21 protein-coding genes are annotated in these 22,519 nt (G+C 38.9%); 13 read left to right on the top strand and 8 right to left on the bottom strand.

Going from position 1 to position 22,519, the window contains the following annotated elements; all coding sequences use genetic code 11:
* Positions 1-27: 27 nt before the first annotated feature.
* The 4 genes from VB713_RS06925 to VB713_RS06910 form a co-directional block, all read right to left on the bottom strand.
* Entirely contained in the window at positions 28-234 is a 207-nt protein-coding gene (locus tag VB713_RS06925; protein WP_323310833.1) for a phycobilisome linker polypeptide, read from the bottom strand.
* Between the two features lie 211 nt (positions 235-445).
* Entirely contained in the window at positions 446-931 is a 486-nt protein-coding gene (gene apcB, locus VB713_RS06920) for an allophycocyanin subunit beta (RefSeq protein ID WP_015213876.1), read from the bottom strand.
* A 62-nt stretch (positions 932-993) separates the two neighbouring features.
* On the bottom strand, positions 994-1,479 hold the full coding sequence (apcA, locus tag VB713_RS06915) for an allophycocyanin subunit alpha (protein ID WP_323310832.1): 486 nt from the start codon (positions 1,477-1,479) through the stop codon (positions 994-996).
* Positions 1,480-1,929: 450 nt separating this feature from the next.
* Positions 1,930-5,325: a phycobilisome rod-core linker polypeptide gene (locus VB713_RS06910; RefSeq protein WP_323310831.1), complete on the bottom strand. Its 3,396-nt coding sequence runs from the start codon at positions 5,323-5,325 to the stop codon at positions 1,930-1,932.
* Between the two features lie 543 nt (positions 5,326-5,868).
* Here VB713_RS06910 and VB713_RS06905 point away from each other — a divergent pair.
* The 13 genes from VB713_RS06905 to VB713_RS06845 all read left to right on the top strand — a co-directional run bounded on the left by VB713_RS06905 (position 5,869) and on the right by VB713_RS06845 (position 20,503).
* Positions 5,869-7,017, top strand: coding sequence for a vWA domain-containing protein (locus VB713_RS06905; RefSeq protein WP_323310830.1), 1,149 nt, complete (start codon positions 5,869-5,871; stop codon positions 7,015-7,017).
* Between the two features lie 16 nt (positions 7,018-7,033).
* Positions 7,034-10,291, top strand: a complete 3,258-nt coding sequence (locus tag VB713_RS06900) for a tubulin-like doman-containing protein (RefSeq protein WP_323310829.1) — start codon at positions 7,034-7,036, stop codon at positions 10,289-10,291.
* A gap of 398 nt (positions 10,292-10,689) precedes the next feature.
* Positions 10,690-11,997, top strand: coding sequence for a hypothetical protein (locus tag VB713_RS06895; RefSeq protein WP_323310828.1), 1,308 nt, complete (start codon positions 10,690-10,692; stop codon positions 11,995-11,997).
* 55 nt (positions 11,998-12,052) lie between these two features.
* Positions 12,053-12,715 carry a flagellar motor protein gene (locus VB713_RS06890; RefSeq protein ID WP_323310827.1) on the top strand — a complete coding sequence of 221 codons (663 nt, stop codon included), beginning with the start codon at positions 12,053-12,055 and terminating at the stop codon, positions 12,713-12,715.
* Between the two features lie 104 nt (positions 12,716-12,819).
* Positions 12,820-14,004 carry a class I SAM-dependent methyltransferase gene (locus VB713_RS06885; protein WP_323310826.1) on the top strand — a complete coding sequence of 395 codons (1,185 nt, stop codon included), beginning with the start codon at positions 12,820-12,822 and terminating at the stop codon, positions 14,002-14,004.
* Positions 14,005-14,151: 147 nt separating this feature from the next.
* Entirely contained in the window at positions 14,152-14,643 is a 492-nt protein-coding gene (locus VB713_RS06880) for an ATP synthase subunit I (RefSeq protein ID WP_323310825.1), read from the top strand.
* 131 nt (positions 14,644-14,774) lie between these two features.
* Complete coding sequence (atpB, locus tag VB713_RS06875) at positions 14,775-15,533, top strand: F0F1 ATP synthase subunit A (RefSeq protein ID WP_015213883.1); 759 nt, start codon at positions 14,775-14,777, stop codon at positions 15,531-15,533.
* Positions 15,534-15,696: 163 nt separating this feature from the next.
* A complete protein-coding gene (gene atpE, locus VB713_RS06870; RefSeq protein WP_010994186.1) occupies positions 15,697-15,942 on the top strand; it encodes an ATP synthase F0 subunit C in 246 nt (81 codons plus the stop codon).
* Positions 15,943-16,090: 148 nt separating this feature from the next.
* A complete protein-coding gene (locus VB713_RS06865) occupies positions 16,091-16,582 on the top strand; it encodes a F0F1 ATP synthase subunit B' (protein ID WP_323310824.1) in 492 nt (163 codons plus the stop codon).
* Positions 16,583-16,693: 111 nt separating this feature from the next.
* Positions 16,694-17,245, top strand: a complete 552-nt coding sequence (locus tag VB713_RS06860) for a F0F1 ATP synthase subunit B (RefSeq protein WP_323310823.1) — start codon at positions 16,694-16,696, stop codon at positions 17,243-17,245.
* Complete coding sequence (gene atpH / locus VB713_RS06855; protein WP_323310822.1) at positions 17,242-17,796, top strand: ATP synthase F1 subunit delta; 555 nt, start codon at positions 17,242-17,244, stop codon at positions 17,794-17,796. Before VB713_RS06860 ends, atpH begins: the two co-directional genes overlap by 4 nt.
* A gap of 89 nt (positions 17,797-17,885) precedes the next feature.
* Positions 17,886-19,406: a F0F1 ATP synthase subunit alpha gene (gene atpA, locus VB713_RS06850; RefSeq protein WP_323310821.1), complete on the top strand. Its 1,521-nt coding sequence runs from the start codon at positions 17,886-17,888 to the stop codon at positions 19,404-19,406.
* A 149-nt stretch (positions 19,407-19,555) separates the two neighbouring features.
* On the top strand, positions 19,556-20,503 hold the full coding sequence (locus tag VB713_RS06845; RefSeq protein WP_323310820.1) for a F0F1 ATP synthase subunit gamma: 948 nt from the start codon (positions 19,556-19,558) through the stop codon (positions 20,501-20,503).
* Between the two features lie 186 nt (positions 20,504-20,689).
* Here the strand turns inward: VB713_RS06845 and VB713_RS06840 are convergent, their stop codons facing one another.
* The 4 genes from VB713_RS06840 to VB713_RS06825 all read right to left on the bottom strand — a co-directional run bounded on the left by VB713_RS06840 (position 20,690) and on the right by VB713_RS06825 (position 22,425).
* Positions 20,690-21,112 (bottom strand): type II toxin-antitoxin system VapC family toxin, encoded by a 423-nt coding sequence (locus VB713_RS06840; protein ID WP_323310819.1) that lies wholly within the window; start codon positions 21,110-21,112, stop codon positions 20,690-20,692.
* Complete coding sequence (locus VB713_RS06835) at positions 21,109-21,378, bottom strand: DUF2281 domain-containing protein (RefSeq protein WP_028084968.1); 270 nt, start codon at positions 21,376-21,378, stop codon at positions 21,109-21,111. The genes VB713_RS06840 and VB713_RS06835 overlap by 4 nt, the downstream gene beginning before the upstream one ends.
* Positions 21,379-21,613: 235 nt before the next feature.
* Positions 21,614-22,069: a type II toxin-antitoxin system VapC family toxin gene (locus VB713_RS06830; protein WP_323310818.1), complete on the bottom strand. Its 456-nt coding sequence runs from the start codon at positions 22,067-22,069 to the stop codon at positions 21,614-21,616.
* A gap of 17 nt (positions 22,070-22,086) precedes the next feature.
* Positions 22,087-22,425 (bottom strand): hypothetical protein, encoded by a 339-nt coding sequence (locus VB713_RS06825; protein WP_323310817.1) that lies wholly within the window; start codon positions 22,423-22,425, stop codon positions 22,087-22,089.
* Between the last annotated feature and the right edge of the window lie 94 nt (positions 22,426-22,519).

The following is a 22,519-nucleotide window of genomic DNA, read 5'->3' as shown; positions in this document are numbered from 1 at the left end:
AATAAAATAATATCTGATTTATAGGAATTAAGATAAACCAGCATTAGTACCTTGCTTGCCAGTTGCCAATTCTACCTTAACAATTTTGCCACCCATTTTCATGATGCGTTGTTGTTCGCGGAACCAGTTTTCAAAAGGAACTAACTTAGTGAAGTAAGTATTTTGTAATTCGCGTTGGGTGCGAGTACGAGTTAGGCTAGGAACACAAGCGGTAATTTTAAATAAACGTGCCATATTTTTCAAATCTCCTGTATCGTTTGCAGAAACTTTTTATCTCAAAATTTGGAGTGCAAATCTTAATTATTCTTTCCAAGGCTGGAAATCAAACGTCAATACCAGACAGTTAATACTCACAATTAATAAGCAATAGAACGTTCTAGCACTCACAATTGATTTCCAGACCTTAATAAAGCCGCACCTAAATTATTAAGTGCAAACCTAACTCCTAGCTCAAGCCAGAGGAGATATAGTCGAAGTAAACGCCCATTTCTTTACCAGCGTCAGGACCAACCAAACTAGCGGTTACTTCCTTCATTGCTTGGATAGCTTGAACGGTAGCGCCTACGGGTACACCCAAGGAATTGTAGGTTTCTTTCAAACCATTCAATACGCGCTCATCCAAAATGGAAGGATCGCCAGCCAACATAGCGTAGGTGGAGTAACGCAAGTAGTAATCCAAGTCACGGATACAAGCTGCGTAACGACGGGTGGTGTACATATTACCACCGGGACGGGTGATATCAGAGTACAACAAGGACTTAGCTACAGCTTCTTTAACGATCGCAGCAGCATTAGCGCTGATGGTTGTAGCTGCACGAACGCGCAGTTCACCAGTAGCGAAGTAGCCTTTTAGCTTTTCTAGAGCAGCGGTGTCAAGGTATTTACCTTGAACATCAGAAGAATTAATTACAGAGGTAATTGCGTCTTGCATTGTTGTTATTTCCTTATGTCTAAATTGCAATATTTCAGTTTCAGCAGGTAAACAGCTTCAACCTACTGCATTGCACCAACAACGTAGTCGAAGTAAGAACCAGCTTCACTAGAGTCTTCAGCAGACAACAAAGTAGCAGCAACGTTCTTCATAGCGGCAACGCCACCAGCAACAGCATCAATGGGAGTACCCAAAGATTTGTACATTTCACGTACACCAACGATACCGATTTCTTCGATGGGGGTAACATCACCAGAAACGATTCCGTAGGTAACAAGACGCAAGTAGTAGTCAAGGTCACGCAGGCAAGTAGCTGTCATTTCTTGACCGTAAGCGTTACCACCGGGGGAAACAACATCAGGACGTTTTTGGAACAGTTGGTCGCCAGCTTGCTTAACGATGCGTTCGCGGTTTTCGGTCAATACTTGAGCGATGCGAAGACGGCTTGCACCACCAGCAACAAAGCTCTTGATGCGATCTAATTCACCGGGGCTGAGGTAGCGAGCTTCTGCATCAGCATTCACGATGGACTTCGTGACGATACTCATTAATGGATTCCTCCAAAACTAATGAAACCAAAATTTATTAAACTGTTGGCAGTTCCAGGCTCCAAAGAGACGGGTATTCTTGACTTGATGGGGAGTCCGATGACTTGACCTACCTTTCAGGCAGGTTCCACCTCTAGCGAGTATTTACCGTGTGTCTTAAAAGCAGGTATGACTTCAGTTGGTCGATACATAGCTTTGCATCTTTAATAAATTGCTAGTCAGATTGACTGAATGCAATTAAATAAGGTGGAAAACTAAGTTACCTTCCGCAAAACATTGTCCGGCATTATGTTGAGCATTTATTACTGCTCTTAACACTTTGTAATATTAATTTTCAGATTTGCTCTTTTTCGGAGGATCTGAAAATAGGTAAAAGGCAATAAGCAAAGGGCAAGAGGTGGAAATTAAATTTTTCCCATTACCTATTACCCATCACCTATTACCAATTACCTACCTGTTACTAGGACGGCCTGTTAAAACAGCAGGAGACAGACTAGACCAGGATTGTTTCACCAAGTCAGTTTCTGCCTGTACACTACCCAGGTAGTTACCTGCTGGTAAAGATGGATAGCGGTTGTAAGGTACAACATCTTCACCAAAGTACCGTGCATACTCAGGACTATTCACCATTGCCTCTACAGCAGCCCTTAAACCGCTATCAGCCAGCAATTTGTTGTATTGACGGATTTCGCCTTGAGTTGCTGGTGCGCGACCCAATAGGTGACGGAATAGGAATTCAATCACCTTGGTGTTGGGATAGGGTGTGTAGAACCGCTTGCGATAGATTTCTGAACTAGCAAGTTCGAGAACAAACTCACGCACGGTAATTTCACCGTTACGCAGTTTGCTATCTAATTCACTGCGACGGAAATAATCAGGAACTTGACCGCTAAATACGTCCATAACCTGGCAGTAAATAGCATTAATGACCTGATTGGTTTCTGGGGAATTTGTACCAGTGGTAGCGCGGTAAATGCGGGCTGGTTTGCGGCGACTTGTACCCACACCAACTTCTACAGACTGACCACGACCGTCATTGAATGAACGACCCAACTCAATAAACAAGGGTTTACTCTTGTCCATTTGTTTAGATTGAGCCGCCAAATCTGCGATCGCATTCGCCAACATCGGTGTATTCTCAGTTTTAATCCGAGGCTTCACAGTTTCAAAGCTAGGTACAACCAAATCATCATTTTGCTTGGTTAGCTGGTTGTAAAGCTTCTCAGTATTGGGGAAGTTAGCCGCAGGTAAAGTTGGGAAGCGACGGTAAGGAACAGTATCCTCACCAAACACCTGACGGTACTCTGCACTATCAACCATAGAGCTAATAAAGGCACGAATACCTTGAGTAGCTAAAATCTGGTTATATTTACGGATTTCTGCCTGGTCAATAGGGGCGCGACCCAAGAAATGCTTAGTACCCAACTCAATTACTTTCGTGTTGGGGTAAGGTGTGTAGAACTCCTTCAGGTACAGGTTAGAATAACCCAAACCTTGAATAAATTCCTTAACGGTAATTTCACCGTTTACCAACTTACTTTCTAAAACCGTAAATTCATTCTTAGAAATGTAAGGAGCAATATCACGCTCAAAAATCTGACGGTAAGCACCGCTAATCACAGTTTCAGCAGCAACCTTGTCATTCTTAACCGCTGTCAGCTTGAAGACCTTCGTTTGCTCACGTTGCTTGCTAACACCTTGGTTCATGCGGAACTCAATATCTGGCTCAGTCCGCATTTCTGTGACTTCACCCAATTCCACAAAGCGTGGTGTTACTTCCTTCTCAACATTCGCCAAATCCTCACGAATTGTACCCACGCGCAATTGACGCAAAGACACACCCGCAGGAGTTAAATAGCGTTCGTAAGGAACTGTATCTTCACCGAAAGCTTCACTATATTCAACAGTATCAAGAATGGCATCAACCAAGGCATAGAAACCTTTCTTGGCGCAGATGTCAAAATACTTATTGTTTTCTTGACGACCGTAGGTAGGACGACCCAACAAACGACGATGAATATACTCAACTGCTTTACAAACATAAAGCGAAGTCCAGTACATCTTGCGGAATAAATCCGACTTAGCCAACATCCGCACAAACTCGCGGACAGTAATATCACCATTTTCCAGCTTAATTTCTGCAAGTTTTAGGCGCTGACCTTCGTAAACATCACGACCAAAAACTTGTAGATAAGTAGCTTTAATTACCGCTTGAGTAGAACTTTCTGAGAACTTAACACTTGCACCCTTAGCAGCTTTTTTGCCAATAGTTCCAGGAAGTTGGTCTAATTTAAACACCTTAGCGCCCAAAGAACTAGGAGCTAAACCCCGTGCTTTAGGATTGCTAAGTTGGTTATTAATACCAGGCCCTTGGTGAATCAGAATCCGGCGGGTATCCTTAGCAAAAGGCGCAGGACTGCTGCTGGGGTTGCGAGTTTCTTTCGGGAAAATCGCCCCAAACTGAATTTCCAAGGGGTCATTACCAGAACCGTAGGGATGTTGGTCAGGTAACGGCTGTTCGTAAGCAGCAAAGGTAGTGATGAATTGAGGTACTTTACGGAAAGGCGCACTGTAGTTAAACAGGTCTTGCTGTGGCCCCCAGTTACGACACTCTTGGGCTTCTTGACCAAGACCCCTGATATAGGGAACTGTTTCTTCACCAAAGTAATCGCTGTATTCATTAGAATCTACCAAAGCATTTACTAAAGCTGGTAGACCGCCTTTAGAAACAATTGAAAAGTATTTTTGTACTTCTTCCCGGCTACTGGGTCCCCGTCCTAAAATGTGACGGAAAGCCAATTCAATCACCCGGCTGTTAATAAAAGGCTGATAAAACTGTTTTTGGTAAAGGGGAGATTTGGCTAAACGACGAACAAACTCCTTCATAGAGATGTCGCCATTTTTGACCTTAGATTCCAAATCAGATATCGACAAGCTATAAGCACGGGTAATATCGCGCTCAAAAATTTGACGGTATGCTGCTTTGATCACCTCTGTCTTTTCGCTAGAAGACAATCCGGGCTTCATCGCGTATTTAGGACGACGTTCTGCTGCATTAAAATAAATTTGCGGCAGTTGTAAACCTTGTTGGTCAACCGAAGGACGTTGACGGACTTTTGTTGAAGGTGTTGGAGCCTGGAATTCTGTCAACAACACATCCATGTACTGAGTCACAATCTCTGTCGCCACAGAATCTTTGCGGAAGTAAGATAGGGAACCTGCCTTAATTTCCTGCAAAGCTACTAAGGTTGCTTCACCAGAACAAGCATTTTCAATAATTTCCCGTAATCCTCTGGTATTCACAGAAATGATATTGGGGTCGCCAGCAACAATCGCATAGGTAGCATAACGCAAGAACCAGGATAAATCCCGTAAGCTCTTGCCCATGTTGCTAGGGCCGTAACGAGCAACGTTGATTGGTCTAAAGCCTGCTGGTACAGGACCCCCAGCAGATGTGTTAAAAATTGAGCGCAAGTTTTCTAGAAACCCGCCACGACTTTCAACGTAGGTGACAGTTCCTAGCATCATGCCCTCTTGGACATTACTACTACCACCACCAGCCATTGCCATTTCTCGCTCTTGGGGCTTTTCTAAAAAAGCCATTGGCGAACCACCGACAAAAATCCGGTTAGCAGCACGAGATACAATAATCTCAGAATTTTCTGTGAGAATCTGGGCAATTTCTAAACGCTTTGCACCAGATGCAAAATAGCTTCCCAGTTCACTTAGTTCCCCTTTTCCCAAAAAGCGGTCTTGTTGTTCCGCTTGGGAAATGGTAGCTACTGGTAAGGTTTGATATAGTTGCGGACGCGCAACAGAGCTTCCACCACTTGCCTTAACACTCATTTGGTTTCTAAAACTCCTATCAATAAGTCTCTGTGTTAAGTCTGGGTTGCTTTGAGGCTTGACGCTTTTGCGTATTTATGCGTTAAGAGTACTGCCTACAAAACTGCCAGTAAATTAACTAAGTCAATTTTTAGATTAGAACGTTTTGCGTTTACACTGTTGGTTTATTAAGAAGTATGTCAAAGCTGTAATCTAAATCAGGTCTGTTGGAATAAGTACATACTCTGGACGATCTGTGGAATGTTGATTTTTTGTATCATGACTCTACATAATGAGCAGCATATTTTGTAGCAAAAGTATTATATTTTTAATGTTTTTTAATGCTTTTGCTTGGTCAGCGCGTAAAAATAATCTGATGCGTGATTAAATATATTTGCTCTAGAGACGAAACAATGGAATGATTATTATTTATATGGAATGCCTCAACAGCCCGATTCAGACTTAAATAGAAAGCATTAAGAGCAATATTTATATTTTTTTGATGAAATGCGTTGTGATTAATAGCGATTGCCGGGTAAACTTACAGAATAAACCGTAAGATTTGTGACTTTGACAAGAATTACCCCTGGGCAACTGCTTACTCCTAAGCAAAAGTTTGGCTTAGATGTAGTCTCCATTTTGGGTTATGGAAGACGGGATGTAGTCTTAGCAATTGATATTACCGAAAGTGTAGGTTTAAATGATCAAGGCCGTATTCGCTTACGTCAGATAGTTGAAGACAGTCTGAAACCAGGAGATTCTGTTTACATTGTTCCTTTTGCTCAAAATTTAGTTTTGGATGAAGTTATATCGGTGGAAAATCCATTAGGAACACCTGTATATTTTAGTGAAAAAAATACAGAAAATATTGATAAATTATTAACCAAAATTCCTTTTAGTTATGACCCTAACCGCTATGGTACAGATATTCAAAAAGCAGAATTAACTATTTATCAAGGTATAGCACAAATTAATCAAAATCGACTTTCAAAAAGTCAACCTATTAAACCACAGTCAGTTGTTTGGATTACTGATGCACCTTTATTTACTCAACCAGGAATTACTTCTCAAATTTGGATAGAAACTCCTGCTAATAGTCCTTTCAGAATAGCAGAATCACAGGAAAGTAAAGAAAGACAGAATTGGATTAAGATTTTACCTTTAAAAGAGCGATCGATCATTCTTAAAAACCAAGATAATAAAGATTATAAACTTTCTGTAATTGATATTAATGCTACAGTTCAAGAATTTTGTACTCCAGCACCAGGAAGTCAGGAAACTTGTTTAGTTAATTCTTATTTGCTGAAACAATTATGGCTACCAAGCTTGATTTTATTATTAATATTTACATCTGGAGTTTGGAGTATATTCAAATTTACTAAATTGCAAAAGAAATGGGACGTGCAAATCAAGTTAGAAGATAATGGAGAAGATGAAGAACAAATATGTAGATTACCAAATAATAAAAAAATTGCAATTGGTGAAGATGATCCTAGCTGTATACATTCTATTGACCTTCGAGATGGAGAAATTAGAGCATATTTGGAGCGTAAAGGAGAAAAACTTTATTTAGTTCCAAAACAAAACTCAAAAATTGAACTTAACAACAAAAAGATTATATCCCGAACTCTCATATCAAGTTCTCACTTTACCTTAAATTGTCCAGATAAACGCCAGCGTGAAAACGAGATTTCTATCAAAATAAAAAAATAGTACTCAGGGGGAAAATATGATTCAACCATCTGCAAACGAAACACAATATAGAGGAATTAATCGTACAATCTGTATTGGTTTAGGTGGGACTGGCAGAGATGTTTTAATGAGAATTCGACGGTTAATTGTTGACCGTTATGGAGATTTAAATAATTTACCAATTGTCAGTTTTGTCCACATTGATACAGATAAAGCTGCAACCCAAGTCACAGGTATTAGGACTGGAAGTACATATCATGGTATTGACCTCAGTTTTAAAGAATCTGAGAAAGTCAGTGCTACCATGTCATCTAAAGATGTCACCATGTTTGTAGAAGGACTAGAACGGCGTTCAGAATATAATAGTTATGGACCATATGATCATATTGGCAGATGGTTTCCTCCTCAGTTATTGCGGAATATTAAAGCAATTGAAGAAGGTGCAAAAGGTATTAGACCTGTTGGTAGATTAGCTTTTTTTCACAACTATCAACAAGTCAAAACCGCAATTGAAACAGCAGAAAGACGGACAAGAGGACATGAATCTTTATTGTTGAAATCAGGTTTAAAAATAGAACCGGGATTAAGTATTTTTGTTGTCGGTTCTCTCTGCGGTGGAACAGGAAGCGGGATGTTTTTAGATGTTGCTTATAGCTTAAGAAATCTTTATGGTGAACAAGGCGCTCGCATTTTTGGCTATTTAGTAATTAGTCCAGAATTGTACGGAAATACTCCTAATATGAGTGCTAATACTTATGCTGCATTAAAAGAATTAAATCATTATAGTAATCCTGGTACAGAATTTGCAGCTTGTTATGATATTGAAAATTTATCAATTATTAAAGAAAAACGTCCACCCTTTGATTATGCTTATTTACTATCTCATCAAACAGGGAGTGAATATGAAATACTCACCCAAGGTAAGCTATGTAATGTGATTGCTCATAAAATAGCTCTAGAATTTTCTGGAGAACTTAGTTCAGTAATTAAAGGTAATCGAGATAATTTTCTTCAACATATAATTCAGTCGGATAAACATCCGCGTCCTAATAGCCAAAGATACTTAACATTTGGACTGTCAGCAATTTATTTTCCTCGTGATACTATTATCCAAATTGCTTTAACAAAAGTTAGTTCAGAATTAGTCAAATTCTGGTTAAATGGTAAAGGTCAAAGTCCAGATCCTTTAAACTTACTTGAGCAATTTTTGATTCAGCATAATTGGCATAATGACTTAGTAAAACGAGATGGATTAACTAATAAACTGGCAGAATCTGTAGAAGAATCTAATAAGACATTTAGTAATAGTATCAAAACTTGGCAGAATAAATTATCACGTTTAATTACTGAATGTAAAAATAAAGATGATCGGGATAATATTCGACAACAGTTATCAGGAGAATTCTATAAGCAATTTCGCACAATTCAACCCGGAGAAACCGAAAGTAATCGCGGCTATTGGCTAACAAAATTAATTCAAGCTGCTCCTAAAATCATCAAAGAACTTAGTAATAATATTGATGATTATCTGATTCAATTACTCACACCAATAGAAGCTAATTTCTCTATTAAAAATGCCCGCAATTGGCTAGATTCTCTCCAACATGAATTACACAAATATCAACGAGATTTGCAAGAATCAATTACTGATTTTGGCGGAATGAAGCGATTAGAAGATATAGAAAAAAAGTGGAATAATTCTGAACAGATAATTGAAGACTTAGAAAATAAACTAAGTATTCCTTTTGTTAATTTAAAAAATAACCAATTTCAAGATGAATGTAAAAAAGTAGTCCAGGAAGTTTGTAAAATTATCAAGCATAATTTTGACTTAACCGTATTACAAGAAACTTTGAAAATTGTTAATCAGTTACAGAAGCACGTTCAAGAAAAAGAAAAACAAGTTGCAGCTTTCAGCAGTTTAGTAGAAGACTTACAAAGTGCTTATGAAAAAGAAGAACGAGAATTAAAACAGTTGAATTTTGATGAAATGAGTGGTGAGGCAATTTTTGATACTGAAGATATAGAACTTTGCTATCAAACAATGTTACCAGAAAATGATCTTCGTCCTCAATTAGTATTGGCAAGTTCAGCACTTACAGAAGCAACTGGTAGAGGATTGTCTTTGGCATTTTTTCTGGATATGGAACGCACTACACACTCTCAACTAAAACAAGAAATTGATCCAAAAGTTGTGAAAATATTTGCTTTTCGTGGTAGCAATATTGTTAATTCTGTGATTAAACGCTTCATGAAAAAATATTCTTCATCTGCTGGTTCAACTCGTTTAACACAAATTATGCAGGAAGCTCAACCACTTTTGCGTTTAAATTTAAGTGACCCTTATTTCCGCGACGAGGGTGGTAAAAGTAGTAAATTAATAGGATATAAAGATACAGATGAATCAGAAGTAAAAGATTTTAAAAAATTGTTAACACAAGATTTAGGAATTTCAGCCAATGTTTTAAAAGCCATGCAAGCTGATGATGAAATTTTATTTGTAAATGAGTATGCTGGGTTTCCATTGAGATTAATTAGTAGTTTAGAAAGAATGAGAAACCCATATTTACGAGAACAAAATTCTGGTACATCTTTCTTGCATAATGATTTTCAGGCTTCTTTTCCTGATATTATTCCACCAGATGCTAGAAGAATGGAAGAATTGGAGGATATTTTTTATCCTTGTTTAGCATTAGAGTTATTAGCAGAAAATCAGGATACTCAGGAATTAGAGTTTAAACATTATGACTCTTTTCAAGATAGTTATTATACTGCTGCTGTGAGTGCAAATTGGATGGAAGCTTTGGAAGATTTGGCAAATAACCGCAATATGGCTGATACATTAAAGCAAATTTTGGATGATGCAATTTCCGAAATGGAAAATAATTCAAAATTATGGGAAAATGAATATCTCCCTAAACTGCGTCAATTTCCAGACAAGCTGAAAAAAATTCCCGAAGATAGTTCCAATTTTCCTTATATACAAAAAGTATATGTATCACCAGATAATACTCAACCCACAGTTAGAGAGGGGGTTATAAATCGTTTTTGGAAGAAAATGGAAGCAAAATTTAGAAATACAAATTCACTTTTACCGAGAGACAATACAGGAATTCAAAAAGCTATTGTTGGTGAAATAGTTCCTAATTCTTCTAGAGAGAATCACGATAATCAAAGTCAAGATAAATTACGTTCAGAATTAGCACGTTTAAAAGAGTTGTTTGATAATAACTTGATTCCTCAAGAATATTATGAGATACAAATGCAAAAAATAGTCGAGAAATATCTCACCTAATATAGCCTTTTTCTGGGTAGTTCACATCTACCCAATTTTAACCATCTTCCTGCACTATCCTACCAAAGGTAATTTTTATGCCACCCCTACCACCTTACTTAATTGTTATAACTCTTGTACTTGTTCTTATACCATCTATAGTTACTATTTTTCTTCGCATATCTCTTTACCGCTATCTGATTGTGTTGACTAATAAAGTCCAAAGATTAATCAAGACAGGAGTAAGGGGAGAACAGCCAAAAATTGTCCAAATATTGAAGGATCGATTTCAGCAAGCTAGTAAAAAATTAGACCAAGTAAATACAGGAGCATTAATTGATCAAGTTTATAGTCAGGAAAAAATCAAGGGATTTACCTGTGAACAAATAGATTATTTATGTCGGATTCTGCCAAATTTATTGTTAGCTTTTGGGTTACTTGGTACTTTTTTAGGTATCACTATTAATTTAGGTACACTTAGTCAAACAATTAATCAAACTGATGCTAGTGATGTTAGTAATTTAGTAACTGAATTAAAGAAACCACTAGAAGGAATGAGTATTGCCTTTACTACGAGTTTGATAGGAATTTGCTTAAGTTCTATATTAACAATATCCAATGGTATATGGAATACTAGTTTTGCCAAATATCAATTAATTAGTTCTTTAGAAGATTATCTAGATAATATTTATCTTCCTGAAGTTCAGGGTGATAACCGTCTTGATAAAATAGTCAATAGAATGGTATCTCAGCAGGATGAATTTTTAACTCGATTTGGGGATACAGTGCGCGAAGCTGTAGAGAAATCTATGGGAAAGGTAGCAAAACAAATTGCTGATGGAAATAAAGAAACTACAGATTTAGCTAGACAAGTTTATGAAAGATTTACAGAAGCTGCTGGAACTATATCTGGTGCCGCTGATGATTTTGAAAATTCTATGTCAGAATTAAATGCAACATCTCAGATATTTAAACAATCAGCTGATATTTTTAATCAAAGTCAGTTTCCTCAGCAATTATCAGCAGCTACAGCAGATTTAGCTGGCACACAGGCAAGATTTTCAGAATCGGCTGCAAGTTTAGCTGCAACAACGGAATTAATTCAAACAGTTTTAATCGAAGTTCAGAATTGTAGTCATACCTTAATTAATCTAGCAGAAGATATCAAAATTATTAATCAAAGTTCAATTCAAGTATTAGACTTACATCAATCTAACCAAAACATTCTTGGTGAAATTATTCCCAAACTCAAGCAAGGAGCTAACAGTTACCAAAAAGCGGTTAACAAACTGGATAATCTAGATAAAAGAATAGGGGATAAAGTTAACAATTTAGATGGATTAATAACAGTTATCAGCCAGTTAATGGAAAACGTAAAAGCATATACAGCAGAAGTTAATTTCACAATTGCCAGTGTATCTAATCAAATAGATGGTAATAATCAAAAAATTCAAAATTTTGTTGGTAATATTGAAGGTTATATCCAGCAGTTTGGTTTTGAATTTTCTAAGATTCAATCAGATTTAATTAAATTATTACAAGATAATAATTATCAATTAATTTCGGAGTATCAAGCTGTGGGTAATACCATTATTAAAGGAGTTGATAAACAAACAGATATAAATATAAAAGGGTTTCAAAAAATCATTATTAATCTTCAGGAATGCAATAAAAATCTTTATGATACAAAAAATTCTATCACTAGGCTTAAAGAAGGAGTAGAATAGCTGAGTAGATTCAGATTGATTAGGGATGATTCATATTCTCAAAGGTATTTAAATTATGGCTCGTCGTTCACGCTACGCTGAATACAATGAAGATTTAAACGTTTGGCAGGCATTTACTGATCTGATGTCTAATGCGTTCATGATATTAATTTTATTTTTATTTCTAAATATTGTCTTATCACAAATTACTAACAATCAAAATAAAACTACTAAAAGTTCAACAGATACACCACCAATCATAATCATAAAAGATGAAGGTGATTATAGGTTTACTTCTGGTAGTGCAGAAATACCTCAAAAAATGTCTAATTACATTTTGAAACAAATAGTACCGGAAATAGAAAATAGAACTAAACAATATGGTATTAATGTTGTTGAAATAATTGGACATACTGACGGACAGCCTAATGGTAATTTAGCAAGTAATTTAGATGTAAATTTAGAAAAGGTAGTTGGTGGTAGCTTATCAGTAGGTCAACTACAAGCAGGTTCTAATGCTGATTTAGGACTGATGCGTGCTTTGTCAGTTGTCAAGGTGTTGCGTGATATACAAAAAGAAGAAAGTAGGCTGCAAGGACTATCGTTTCGTGCCTATTCTGCGGCACAGTTAATATTACCAACTGGACAATTTGCAGGAATAGCACGTAAAGAGGATGTAACCAGACGACGGATTGAAATCCGCTTTACTCGCTTAGGAGAAGTGCAAGAAGTAAAATAGCTCAAATGAATCTATAACTTTCATTGACCTGAAAATTGCTGTAATAACCTTTGCTCTAACTACCCCAATCCGCTAAACTCAGAAATACTGCGTTAATCCTGATCATGTCCGACTCCCAAACCGTAAGTGCTGCTGTTGCGAAACTCTACGATACCTATCCATTCCCCCCAGAACCGATACTAGATGAACCACCTCCTGGTTATAATTGGCGTTGGAATTGGTTAGCTGCTTACAATTTCTGCACGGGAAGAAAACCACAAAAGCAAGATATCCGCATTTTAGATGCTGGTTGTGGTTCAGGTGTGGGAACGGAATATTTAGTACATCTCAACCCCCACGCGCAGGTAGTGGGAATTGATTTAAGTGCTGGTACTTTAGAAGTTGCCAAAAAACGCTGTCAAAGTTCTGGTGCTGACCGTGTAGAATTCCATCATCTGAGTTTGTATGATGTGGAACAGTTACCAGGAGAATTTGATTTAATTAATAGTGTGGGTGTATTACATCACTTACCAGATCCGATTCGCGGTATCCAAGCTTTAGCGAAAAAACTCGCACCTGGTGGTTTGATGCACATTTTTGTGTATGGAGAATTGGGACGCTGGGAAATTCAACTCATGCAAAAAGCGATCGCACTCCTCCAAGGTAACAAAAAAGGCGACTACCGCGATGGAGTTCAAGTTGGAAGACAAATATTTGCTTCGCTACCAGAAAATAATAGAATTGTCAAACGCGAAAAAGAACGTTGGGCAATGGAAAATCAGCGAGATGAATGTTTCGCTGATATGTATGTACATCCCCAGGAAACTGATTACAATATTGATACATTATTTGAATTAATAGACGCTTCCGGTTTAGACTTTGTTGGTTTCTCAAATCCTGGATTTTGGCAATTAGAAAGACTATTAGCTACAGCACCAGAGTTAATTGAACGAGCAGCAGAATTGAGCGCAAGAGAACGTTATCGTCTCATAGAATTACTAAACCCAGAAGTCACCCATTACGAATTTTTTCTCAGTCGTCCCCCTCTTCCCAAAACCGACTGGTCAGCAGATAACACATTATTAGCAGCTATTCCTGAACTTAACCCTTGCATAGATGGTTTTCCTAATCAATGTTTATTTAATTACGATTACCAAATTGTTAACTTGTCATCAGCCGAGTTTGAGTTTATGCAAAAATGTGATAGTCATGCCACAGTAGCTGACATTTTAGCCCAAATCGAGCTAGACTTAAACGGAGTCAGACATCTCATCAAACAACAACTGCTCTTACTAACTCCCGCTTCATGAAAGAAATCAGTCATAAGTAATTCTGTTGCCAATGACCAATCCCAAGAAGTTAATTGTTTTTTCCTAAAGTATTGTTACCGGATCGTGATATGATTCAGCTGACTGAATGTGCAGTCATCATATTCCGCTTTACTGGTTTCAAGTCCTGTGAGCTTGTCAGAAGAATCAATTGCACCGACTCCGACAACCCAACAAGATGCTCAACCTGGTTTTGAAAACACAGAACCAGTAGACTCTTCCATGCAAGACTTCTATCAACTCTATCAGGAGTTGTTAGTAATCACACTTGTTCTGACAGGGGTTATTTTCATCTCTGTATGGATTGCCTATTCACTAAACATCGCCCTTAATTATTTATTAGGAGCGTGTGCAGGTGTGCTTTACTTGAGGATGTTGGCAAAAGATGTTGAGCGTTTGGGCAGAGAGAAACAATCACTGAGTAAAACTCGGTTAGCTTTATTAGTAGGAATGATTCTACTAGCCTCGCGGTTGGATCAACTGCAAATACTGCCCATATTTTTGGGATTTCTCACCTACAAAGCCACGCTCATCATCTACGTAGTTAGGGTGGCGTTTATCTCTGACTCACCCTCTGGGTTGGCAGCAGATCCTGGGGAAAACCCCCCAAGACCTCGCTAAATCACCCTCTGGGTTCGCAGTAGCTCCTGGGGGAAACTCCAAGACCACGCTGAATTACCAAAACTGCGGCAACCTTAACAAGGCTCCTCCTCTCCAGGTAATATTGGAGAAATGATTGAATTGGAAAGAAAATGCTGAATTTTCTGAATTTCTACTCTGTTCCACTTGCCGAATTGGAAGTGGGAAAACATCTGTACTGGCAAATAGGTAACTTAAAGCTACATGGCCAGGTGTTTCTCACTTCATGGTTTGTTATTGGTGTGCTAGTACTGGTTTCCGTCTTGGCAAGCAGTAACATCAAAAGAATTCCCAGTGGGCTACAGAACCTGATGGAGTATGCCCTGGAATTCATTCGAGATTTGGCGAAAAACCAGATTGGCGAAAAAGAATATCGCCCTTGGGTGCCATTTGTCGGCACTTTGTTTTTGTTCATTTTTGTGTCAAATTGGTCAGGGGCGCTAGTTCCTTTTAAGCTAATTCATCTGCCAGAAGGTGAACTAACCGCACCAACAAGCGACATCAACACAACGGTTGCCTTAGCTTTGTTGACATCCTTAGCGTATTTTTATGCTGGGTTCAGCAAAAAGGGTTTAGGGTATTTTGGCAACTACGTGCAACCAGTTTCGTTTATGTTGCCATTCAAAATTATTGAAGATTTCACCAAACCCCTGTCCCTAAGCTTCCGTTTATTCGGTAACATTTTAGCTGATGAACTGGTGGTAGGAGTGCTAGTGCTGCTAGTACCCTTGTTCGTACCTTTACCAGTAATGGCCTTGGGACTGTTTACCAGCGCCATTCAAGCACTAATTTTTGCCACCTTAGCTGCTGCTTACATCGGTGAAGCGATGGAAGATCATCATGGTGGTGAAGAGCATGAAGGACATCATTAAGTCCTTCAGAAAATAGTCATGTTCAGGTGACAGAAGACAGAAAACTAGTGACAGTTGACAGCAAATAGTCAACAGTGAACAGTCAACAGTCAACAGTCAACCCGAAACTGACAAACGACAACTACAAGACCCATTCGACTCAGTAAAGAAAGGAAAAAATATCATGGATCCATTAGTTTCTGCTGCTTCCGTTTTAGCTGCTGCTCTTGCTGTTGGTTTGGCTGCAATCGGCCCTGGTATTGGTCAAGGTAACGCCGCAGGACAAGCTGTTGAAGGTATTGCTCGTCAGCCAGAAGCTGAAGGCAAAATTCGCGGCACATTGCTGTTGAGCTTGGCATTCATGGAAGCGTTAACCATCTATGGTCTAGTAGTTGCTCTAGTACTACTGTTTGCTAACCCCTTCGCATAATTCAGTAATGAGTACTGAGTAATGAGTGCTGAGTAAAAACAAGTTAAGAGTTGGGAGTTTAACAAAGATAACTCAAAACTAGTAACTCAGGACTTAGTACTCAGTACTCAGGACTCAGCACTAAAATAGTAGATAGGAATAAGCAAACATGACACACTGGATCACCTTATTGGCTGTAGAAAAAGTTGCCAAAGAAGGGGGTTTGTTTGATCTAGATGCTACCCTGCCTTTGATGGCAATCCAGTTTCTAATCTTAGCCCTAATATTGAACGCAACTCTTTACAAGCCCTTGGGCAATGCGATTGATGGACGGAATGAATACATCCGGAGCAATCAATTAGAAGCCCAAGAACGTTTGTCGAAAACAGAAAAATTGGCACAGCAATATGAGCAGGATCTAGCAGGAGCTAGACGGCAAGCACAAACAATAGTTGCTGAAGCTCAAGCCGAAGCTCAAAAAATCGCTGGTCAGAAAATGGCCGCAGCGCAACAGGAAGCCCAGGCACAAAGAGAACAAGCCGCTGGAGAAATTGAGCAGCAAAAACAACAAGCTTTAGCTTCCTTGGAAACACAAGTTGATGCTCTCAGTCGCCAAATGCTAGAAAAGCTTTTAGGAGCCGATTTAGTTAACCAGCGCTAACTCACAAAATAGTTATTGGTCATTAGTCATTAGTCATTAGTCGTTAAGCAAGACAACTGACAACTGACAACTGACAAAAATTTTTGGCAGCGCAGTTGTGGATAGAAAATCATGGGGACTTTTTTACTGTTGATGGCCGAATCTAGCGCCGTCGGAGGTGAATTGGCAGAAGGAGGGTTTAGTCTAAACACAAATATTTTAGACGCTAACCTGATTAACCTGGCCATTATTATTACTGTGCTGTTTGTCTTCGGGCGGAAAGTTGTAGGTAATATCCTCAAAACTCGTCGAGACAATATTGAAACAGCAATTAAGAGTGCAGAGCAAAGAGCTAAGGATGCAGCCGAAAAATTCAAAGAGGCGCAGCAAAACCTAGAGCGAGCTACCGCCGAAGCTGAAAGAATTAAAAAATCAGCCCAAGAAAATGCCCAAGCTGCTAAAGAAGCTATCTTGGCACAAGCTGCTATAGATATTGACCGTATGCAGGAAGCAGGGGCAGCTGACTTGAGTGCAGAACTAGATAGAGCGATCGCTCAATTACGTCAAAAAGTAGTTGCTCAAGCACTGGAAAAAGTCGAAGTCCAACTCAAGAGCGGAATTGCTGACGATGCTCAACAAGTTTTAATTGAACGCAGCATCGCACAATTGGGAGGAAATGTATGAAAAGTAATGCCGCAACAGCCGAAATAGCCCAGCCCTACGCCCAGGCACTGTTGTCGCTAGCGCAATCCAAAAACTTAACAGAAGATTTTGGTACAGATGCGCGTACTTTCCTCGGCTTATTGGCAGGCAGCAAAGAGCTAGAGAGCTATTTGAGCAACCCCTTTACTCAGGCTGAAAACAAGAAGAATCTGCTCAAAAAAGTACTTGGGGAAGGCGTTAGCCCTTACCTACGTAATTTTTTGTTGCTGTTAGTTGACAGACGACGTATTTCTTGCTTGGAAGCAATTTTGCAGCAGTATTTGGTACTGTTGCGCCAGCTAAATCAAACTGTATTAGCAGAAATTACTTCTGCGGTAGCTTTGACAGAAGCTCAACAGCAAGCAATTACAGAAAAAGTAATCGCTATCACCAATGCTCGCCAGGTAGAACTGGAAACCAAGATAGACAACGAGTTGATTGGTGGTGTGATTATCAAAGTGGGTTCTCAGGTAATAGACGCTAGTTTGCGCGGTCAACTACGTCGCCTTTCCCTAAGTTTAAACAGTAACTAAATTGGGGACTGGGAACTGGGTAAGATTTTACCAATTACCAATCACCATTAACTTCTTCCGTCTCGAAAGAAAACTAAAAGCACAGACAAATGAGCATTTCCATTAGACCAGACGAAATCAGTAACATTATCCAACAACAAATCGAGCAATACGACCAAGAGGTTAAAGTTGCTAACGTTGGTACTGTTCTCCAAGTTGGTGACGGTATTGCCCGCATCTATGGCTTGGAAAAAGCTATGGCTGGGGAACTATTAGAATTTGAAGATGGCACCATTGGTATCGCCCAAAACTTAGAAGAAGATAACGTTGGTGCGGTATTAATGGGTGAAGGCCGAGAAATTCAAGAAGGTAGCTCTGTAACTGCTACTGGTAGAATTGCTCAAGTACCTGTAGGTGAAGCCTTAGTTGGTCGCGTTGTCGATGCTTTGGGTCGCCCCATTGATGGTAAAGGTGATTTAAAAACCACCGAAACCCGTTTGATTGAATCCCCAGCACCTGGGATTATTGCCCGTAAGTCTGTACACGAACCAATGCAAACCGGGATCACCGCTATTGATTCCATGATTCCCATTGGCCGTGGTCAACGGGAATTGATCATTGGCGACCGTCAAACTGGTAAAACAGCGATCGCTATTGACACCATCATCAACCAAAAAGGTGAAGATGTAGTTTGCGTTTACGTTGCTATCGGTCAAAAAGCTTCCACCGTTGCTAACGTAGTTCAAACATTACAACAAAAAGGCGCAATGGACTACACAGTAGTTGTCGCCGCTAACGCCAGTGACCCTGCCACCTTACAATACCTAGCTCCCTACACAGGCGCAACAATTGCTGAGTACTTTATGTACAAAGGCAAAGCAACCTTAGTAATTTACGATGACCTTTCCAAGCAAGCCCAGGCTTATCGCCAAATGTCCTTGCTACTACGTCGTCCACCAGGACGGGAAGCATATCCCGGAGACGTATTCTACATCCACTCCCGCTTATTGGAACGTGCCGCTAAATTGAGCGATGAATTGGGTAAAGGTAGCATGACCGCCTTACCAATTATCGAAACCCAAGCAGGTGACGTATCTGCATACATTCCTACCAACGTGATTTCTATCACCGACGGACAGATTTTCTTGTCTTCTGACTTTTTCAACTCTGGTATTCGTCCCGCTGTAAACCCCGGTATCTCAGTATCCCGCGTAGGTTCTGCGGCACAAACCAAGGCAATGAAAAAGGTTGCCGGTAAGATTAAGTTAGAATTGGCGCAGTTTGATGACTTGCAAGCTTTCGCACAATTTGCTTCTGACTTAGATAAAGCCACTCAAGACCAATTGGCACGTGGTGTCCGCTTACGGGAACTCCTCAAACAGCCCCAAAACGACCCATTGTCAGTAGCTGAACAAGTAGCGATTCTTTACGCTGGTATTAATGGTTATTTGGATGACATTGCTGTTAATAAAGTAACCGTCTTTGCTAAAGATTTACGCAATTACTTGAAGACAGTGAACACTGCATATTTCCAAGCAGTACAAAGTAAGAAAGTACTAGGTGACGAAGAAGAAACAGCCTTGAAGGCAGCGTTAACCGAGTTCAAGAAGACCTTCCAAGCAGCAGCGTAAAAAAGTGCTGAGTATTGAGTGCTGAGTGCTGAGTGAAGCGTAAAAATTGCGAGTGTTGAGTTGAAGAAAGTTTTTGACTCAAAACTCAGGACTCAAAACTCAGGACTCAAAACTCAGGACTCAAAACTCAGGACTCAGGACTATAAATTATGGCTAATCTCAAAGCAATACGCGATCGCATTCAGTCGGTCAAAAACACCAAAAAAATCACAGAAGCTATGCGGCTGGTGGCTGCGGCAAGAGTACGTCGCGCTCAAGAACAGGTAATTGCTACCCGTCCCTTTGCAGACCGCTTGGCGCAAGTCTTATTTGGCTTACAAACCCGTTTGCGGTTTGAAGATGTAGACTTACCACTACTGAAAAAACGCGAAGTTAAATCAGTCGGTTTGTTAGTAATTACTGGCGACCGGGGTTTATGCGGTGGTTACAATAGTAACGTTATCCGCAGAGCCGAAAACCGCGCCAAGGAACTGAAGGCAGAAGGTGTAGACTACACATTTGTCACCGTCGGACGCAAAGCTACTCAGTACTTCCAACGCCGCGATCAGCCTATTGATGCCAACTACAGCGGTTTAGAACAAATTCCCACCGCCGCAGAAGCTGCTAATATTGCTGACGAACTACTTTCTTTGTTTCTCTCAGAAAAAGTAGACCGGATTGAGCTAGTTTATACCAAATTTGTATCCTTGGTTAGCTCTCGTCCCGTGGTACAAACCTTACTCCCTCTTGACACCCAAGGTTTAGAAGCAGCAGATGACGAAATCTTCCGCTTAACTAGCCGTGGTGGTCAATTCCAAGTAGAACGGGAGAAAATGGTTAGCCAAGTCCGCGCCTTGCCTCGTGATATGATTTTCGAGCAAGACCCTGTACAAATTCTTGATTCTTTATTGCCATTGTATCTGAGTAATCAGTTATTGCGATCGCTCCAAGAATCAGCAGCTAGTGAATTAGCAGCACGGATGACAGCAATGAGTAACGCCAGCGAAAACGCCGGTGAATTGATCAAAAGTTTGTCATTGTCTTACAACAAAGCTCGTCAAGCCGCAATTACCCAAGAACTTCTGGAAGTTGTGGGTGGTGCAGAAGCCTTGACTTAATGTGGTAATAGGTGATTGGTAATGGGTAATTGTTAAATGAACCATAGCCAATCATCAATTATTATCAGTTATTAATAATTATTAAATTTAAATTTATGCTCTATCTTTAACAACAAATTTAATAATTATGGAGCAATTCATGAATGCAAATATTATTTAATAATATCATAATTTACCTCAACTCAATTAACTTATAATAAACCAATTCTCAATTACCAGATCCTCAAAATCCTGAAAATCTGCCACATTATTTGTTACTAAAATCAAGTCATTGCAGAACGCAATACTCGCAATTTGTCCATCAATAAAAGCAGGTGTTTTACCAATTTTTGATAATCTAGCTCTTTCCTGTGCGTGCCATTTTGCAGCATTGAGATCATAATCAAACACTGGTAAATCTAACACAGAATCTTGAATGTATTTCCATAAAGAATCCTTGCGTTTAGAAAGTGGTAAACGCCAACAGCCATAAAGGATTTCATGAACAACAAGACTTGCTACTGCTACTTCTGAACGATAGCGATTTAATTGATCTAAAACCTGAGTATTGGGAATTGGCCGACTCGGTTCTGAGATAATATTAGAGTCTAGTAAAAAGCGAACTGTCATAAATCAATCTCGCGTCCTGGACTACGATCTCTAAGATTTGCAAAATCTTCATCTGTAAATTCAATTCCTTCTCTTTCAATTGTTTCTCGAAACCTTAAAACTCCTTCCCAAAAGCTATCTCCCTTATTCTGTAACGGTTTTTCCTGTACTTGTTCTTTTATTTGTGACAGTTTATGTTTGAGAAATTGAATAAAATCTAAAACTTCCTGTTGTTTATCGGTTGGTAACTCTCGCAGGTTTTCTAAAACTGCTTGTTCAATGGTCATTGTTTCACCTCTACTACTAGGCTATAATTCTATTATAAATGACATCAGCATTAATTTTTAATTTCTCCTCCATTGTTGATATCAATTCCTAATATTTTCAATTGTTGATTTATCCAATCTGTAGCTGTTGCTTCATCGGTTTCTATCGCTTTTTCTACTCCTATTTTAGCAATTTCTAGCAGTTGTTTGGATTTTTGTTTTAAATCAAAACTTTCCAGAAATGAGAGAAATCTTTTTAATTAATCATTTGCCATTCACGAGCATCTACAAATAAGGATAAATGTTTAACATTGGTAGTAGCAACAATTACTTGATTTCCATTTAATTCTTCTATTTTTGCTTGTGCTGCTAAAATAACATCACCATCAAGAGATTTAGGATCAGCAGTTGGTTTTCCCGTGTTTCTAATTTCTGCCCAAAATTGTGCTGCTAAAAGCATGGTAGCAGTAGTAATAGGCAAGTAAGTAATCGCTTGTTTGAGTTGATCTAAACGTTTAATTCCTTTTGTTTTTCCCGCTCTTAACAGTTCTCGTCTTACTTCATAATCAGCAATTTCTGGTAAAATTACTTGATAACTTTTTAAGGGTAATTCATCTAACCATTCTTTACACTCCTGACAAGTAGAATTAGAACTTTTAGGATTTGTTACCATTCCTAAAATATTTGTATCGAGGAAAATCAATTTATTCATATAAATTCAGCTTAATCTTAAAAAGGATTATCATCAATTTCTTGTTTTTGCCGCAAATATTCCCAAGTTTCCGTTTGTTCTTCTTGTTCTCCTTCTTCTAACCACTCTTTGGTTAATTCTTTGAGTAATTGATGCTGTTGATTTAAAATTTGTTGTTGTGCGTCTATTTCTAGGTGAGAATGGTTAAAAATCTCAGGTTTAAAAGTAACACTTTCTCGAAATATTCGCATCATTTGTAGTAAATTCGGCCAGTATTCTTTAGGTGTTGCTTGAATTTCTCGTAAAATTTCTATGAGATGATTTTCTTCGATAGTGTTACTTAATTCTGGTTTATTGATTAAATCGGATTGAGACATAATTATTTATTCCTCATAATGTTGATAAAGCGTAATTAGTCATGGCAATCCTATCTTTATATTATGACAAAATCTGCCGTGATAGTAAGCTGTT

The sequence above is a fragment of the Anabaena cylindrica UHCC 0172 genome (assembly GCF_034931625.1).
Lineage (GTDB): Bacteria > Cyanobacteriota > Cyanobacteriia > Cyanobacteriales > Nostocaceae > Anabaena > Anabaena cylindrica_A.
Note: the sequence above shows the minus strand (reverse complement) of the source record. Positions and strands in the feature narration are given on the sequence as shown.

Bases quoted from the DNA above. Each gene is read 5' to 3' on its own strand.
- VB713_RS06840 (WP_323310819.1), bottom strand. From the start codon at position 21,112: ATGACAGTTCGCTTTTTACTAGACTCTAATATTATCTCAGAACCGAGT.
- VB713_RS06860 (WP_323310823.1), top strand. From the start codon at position 16,694: ATGGGGACTTTTTTACTGTTGATGGCCGAATCTAGCGCCGTCGGAGGT.
- atpA (WP_323310821.1), top strand. From the start codon at position 17,886: ATGAGCATTTCCATTAGACCAGACGAAATCAGTAACATTATCCAACAA.
- atpE (WP_010994186.1), top strand. From the start codon at position 15,697: ATGGATCCATTAGTTTCTGCTGCTTCCGTTTTAGCTGCTGCTCTTGCT.
- apcA (WP_323310832.1), bottom strand. From the start codon at position 1,479: ATGAGTATCGTCACGAAGTCCATCGTGAATGCTGATGCAGAAGCTCGC.
- VB713_RS06830 (WP_323310818.1), bottom strand. From the start codon at position 22,069: ATGAATAAATTGATTTTCCTCGATACAAATATTTTAGGAATGGTAACA.
- VB713_RS06865 (WP_323310824.1), top strand. From the start codon at position 16,091: ATGACACACTGGATCACCTTATTGGCTGTAGAAAAAGTTGCCAAAGAA.
- atpH (WP_323310822.1), top strand. From the start codon at position 17,242: ATGAAAAGTAATGCCGCAACAGCCGAAATAGCCCAGCCCTACGCCCAG.
- VB713_RS06900 (WP_323310829.1), top strand. From the start codon at position 7,034: ATGATTCAACCATCTGCAAACGAAACACAATATAGAGGAATTAATCGT.
- VB713_RS06890 (WP_323310827.1), top strand. From the start codon at position 12,053: ATGGCTCGTCGTTCACGCTACGCTGAATACAATGAAGATTTAAACGTT.
- VB713_RS06825 (WP_323310817.1), bottom strand. From the start codon at position 22,425: ATGTCTCAATCCGATTTAATCAATAAACCAGAATTAAGTAACACTATC.
- VB713_RS06925 (WP_323310833.1), bottom strand. From the start codon at position 234: ATGGCACGTTTATTTAAAATTACCGCTTGTGTTCCTAGCCTAACTCGT.
- VB713_RS06885 (WP_323310826.1), top strand. From the start codon at position 12,820: ATGTCCGACTCCCAAACCGTAAGTGCTGCTGTTGCGAAACTCTACGAT.
- apcB (WP_015213876.1), bottom strand. From the start codon at position 931: ATGCAAGACGCAATTACCTCTGTAATTAATTCTTCTGATGTTCAAGGT.
- atpB (WP_015213883.1), top strand. From the start codon at position 14,775: ATGCTGAATTTTCTGAATTTCTACTCTGTTCCACTTGCCGAATTGGAA.
- VB713_RS06910 (WP_323310831.1), bottom strand. From the start codon at position 5,325: ATGAGTGTTAAGGCAAGTGGTGGAAGCTCTGTTGCGCGTCCGCAACTA.
- VB713_RS06845 (WP_323310820.1), top strand. From the start codon at position 19,556: ATGGCTAATCTCAAAGCAATACGCGATCGCATTCAGTCGGTCAAAAAC.
- VB713_RS06835 (WP_028084968.1), bottom strand. From the start codon at position 21,378: ATGACCATTGAACAAGCAGTTTTAGAAAACCTGCGAGAGTTACCAACC.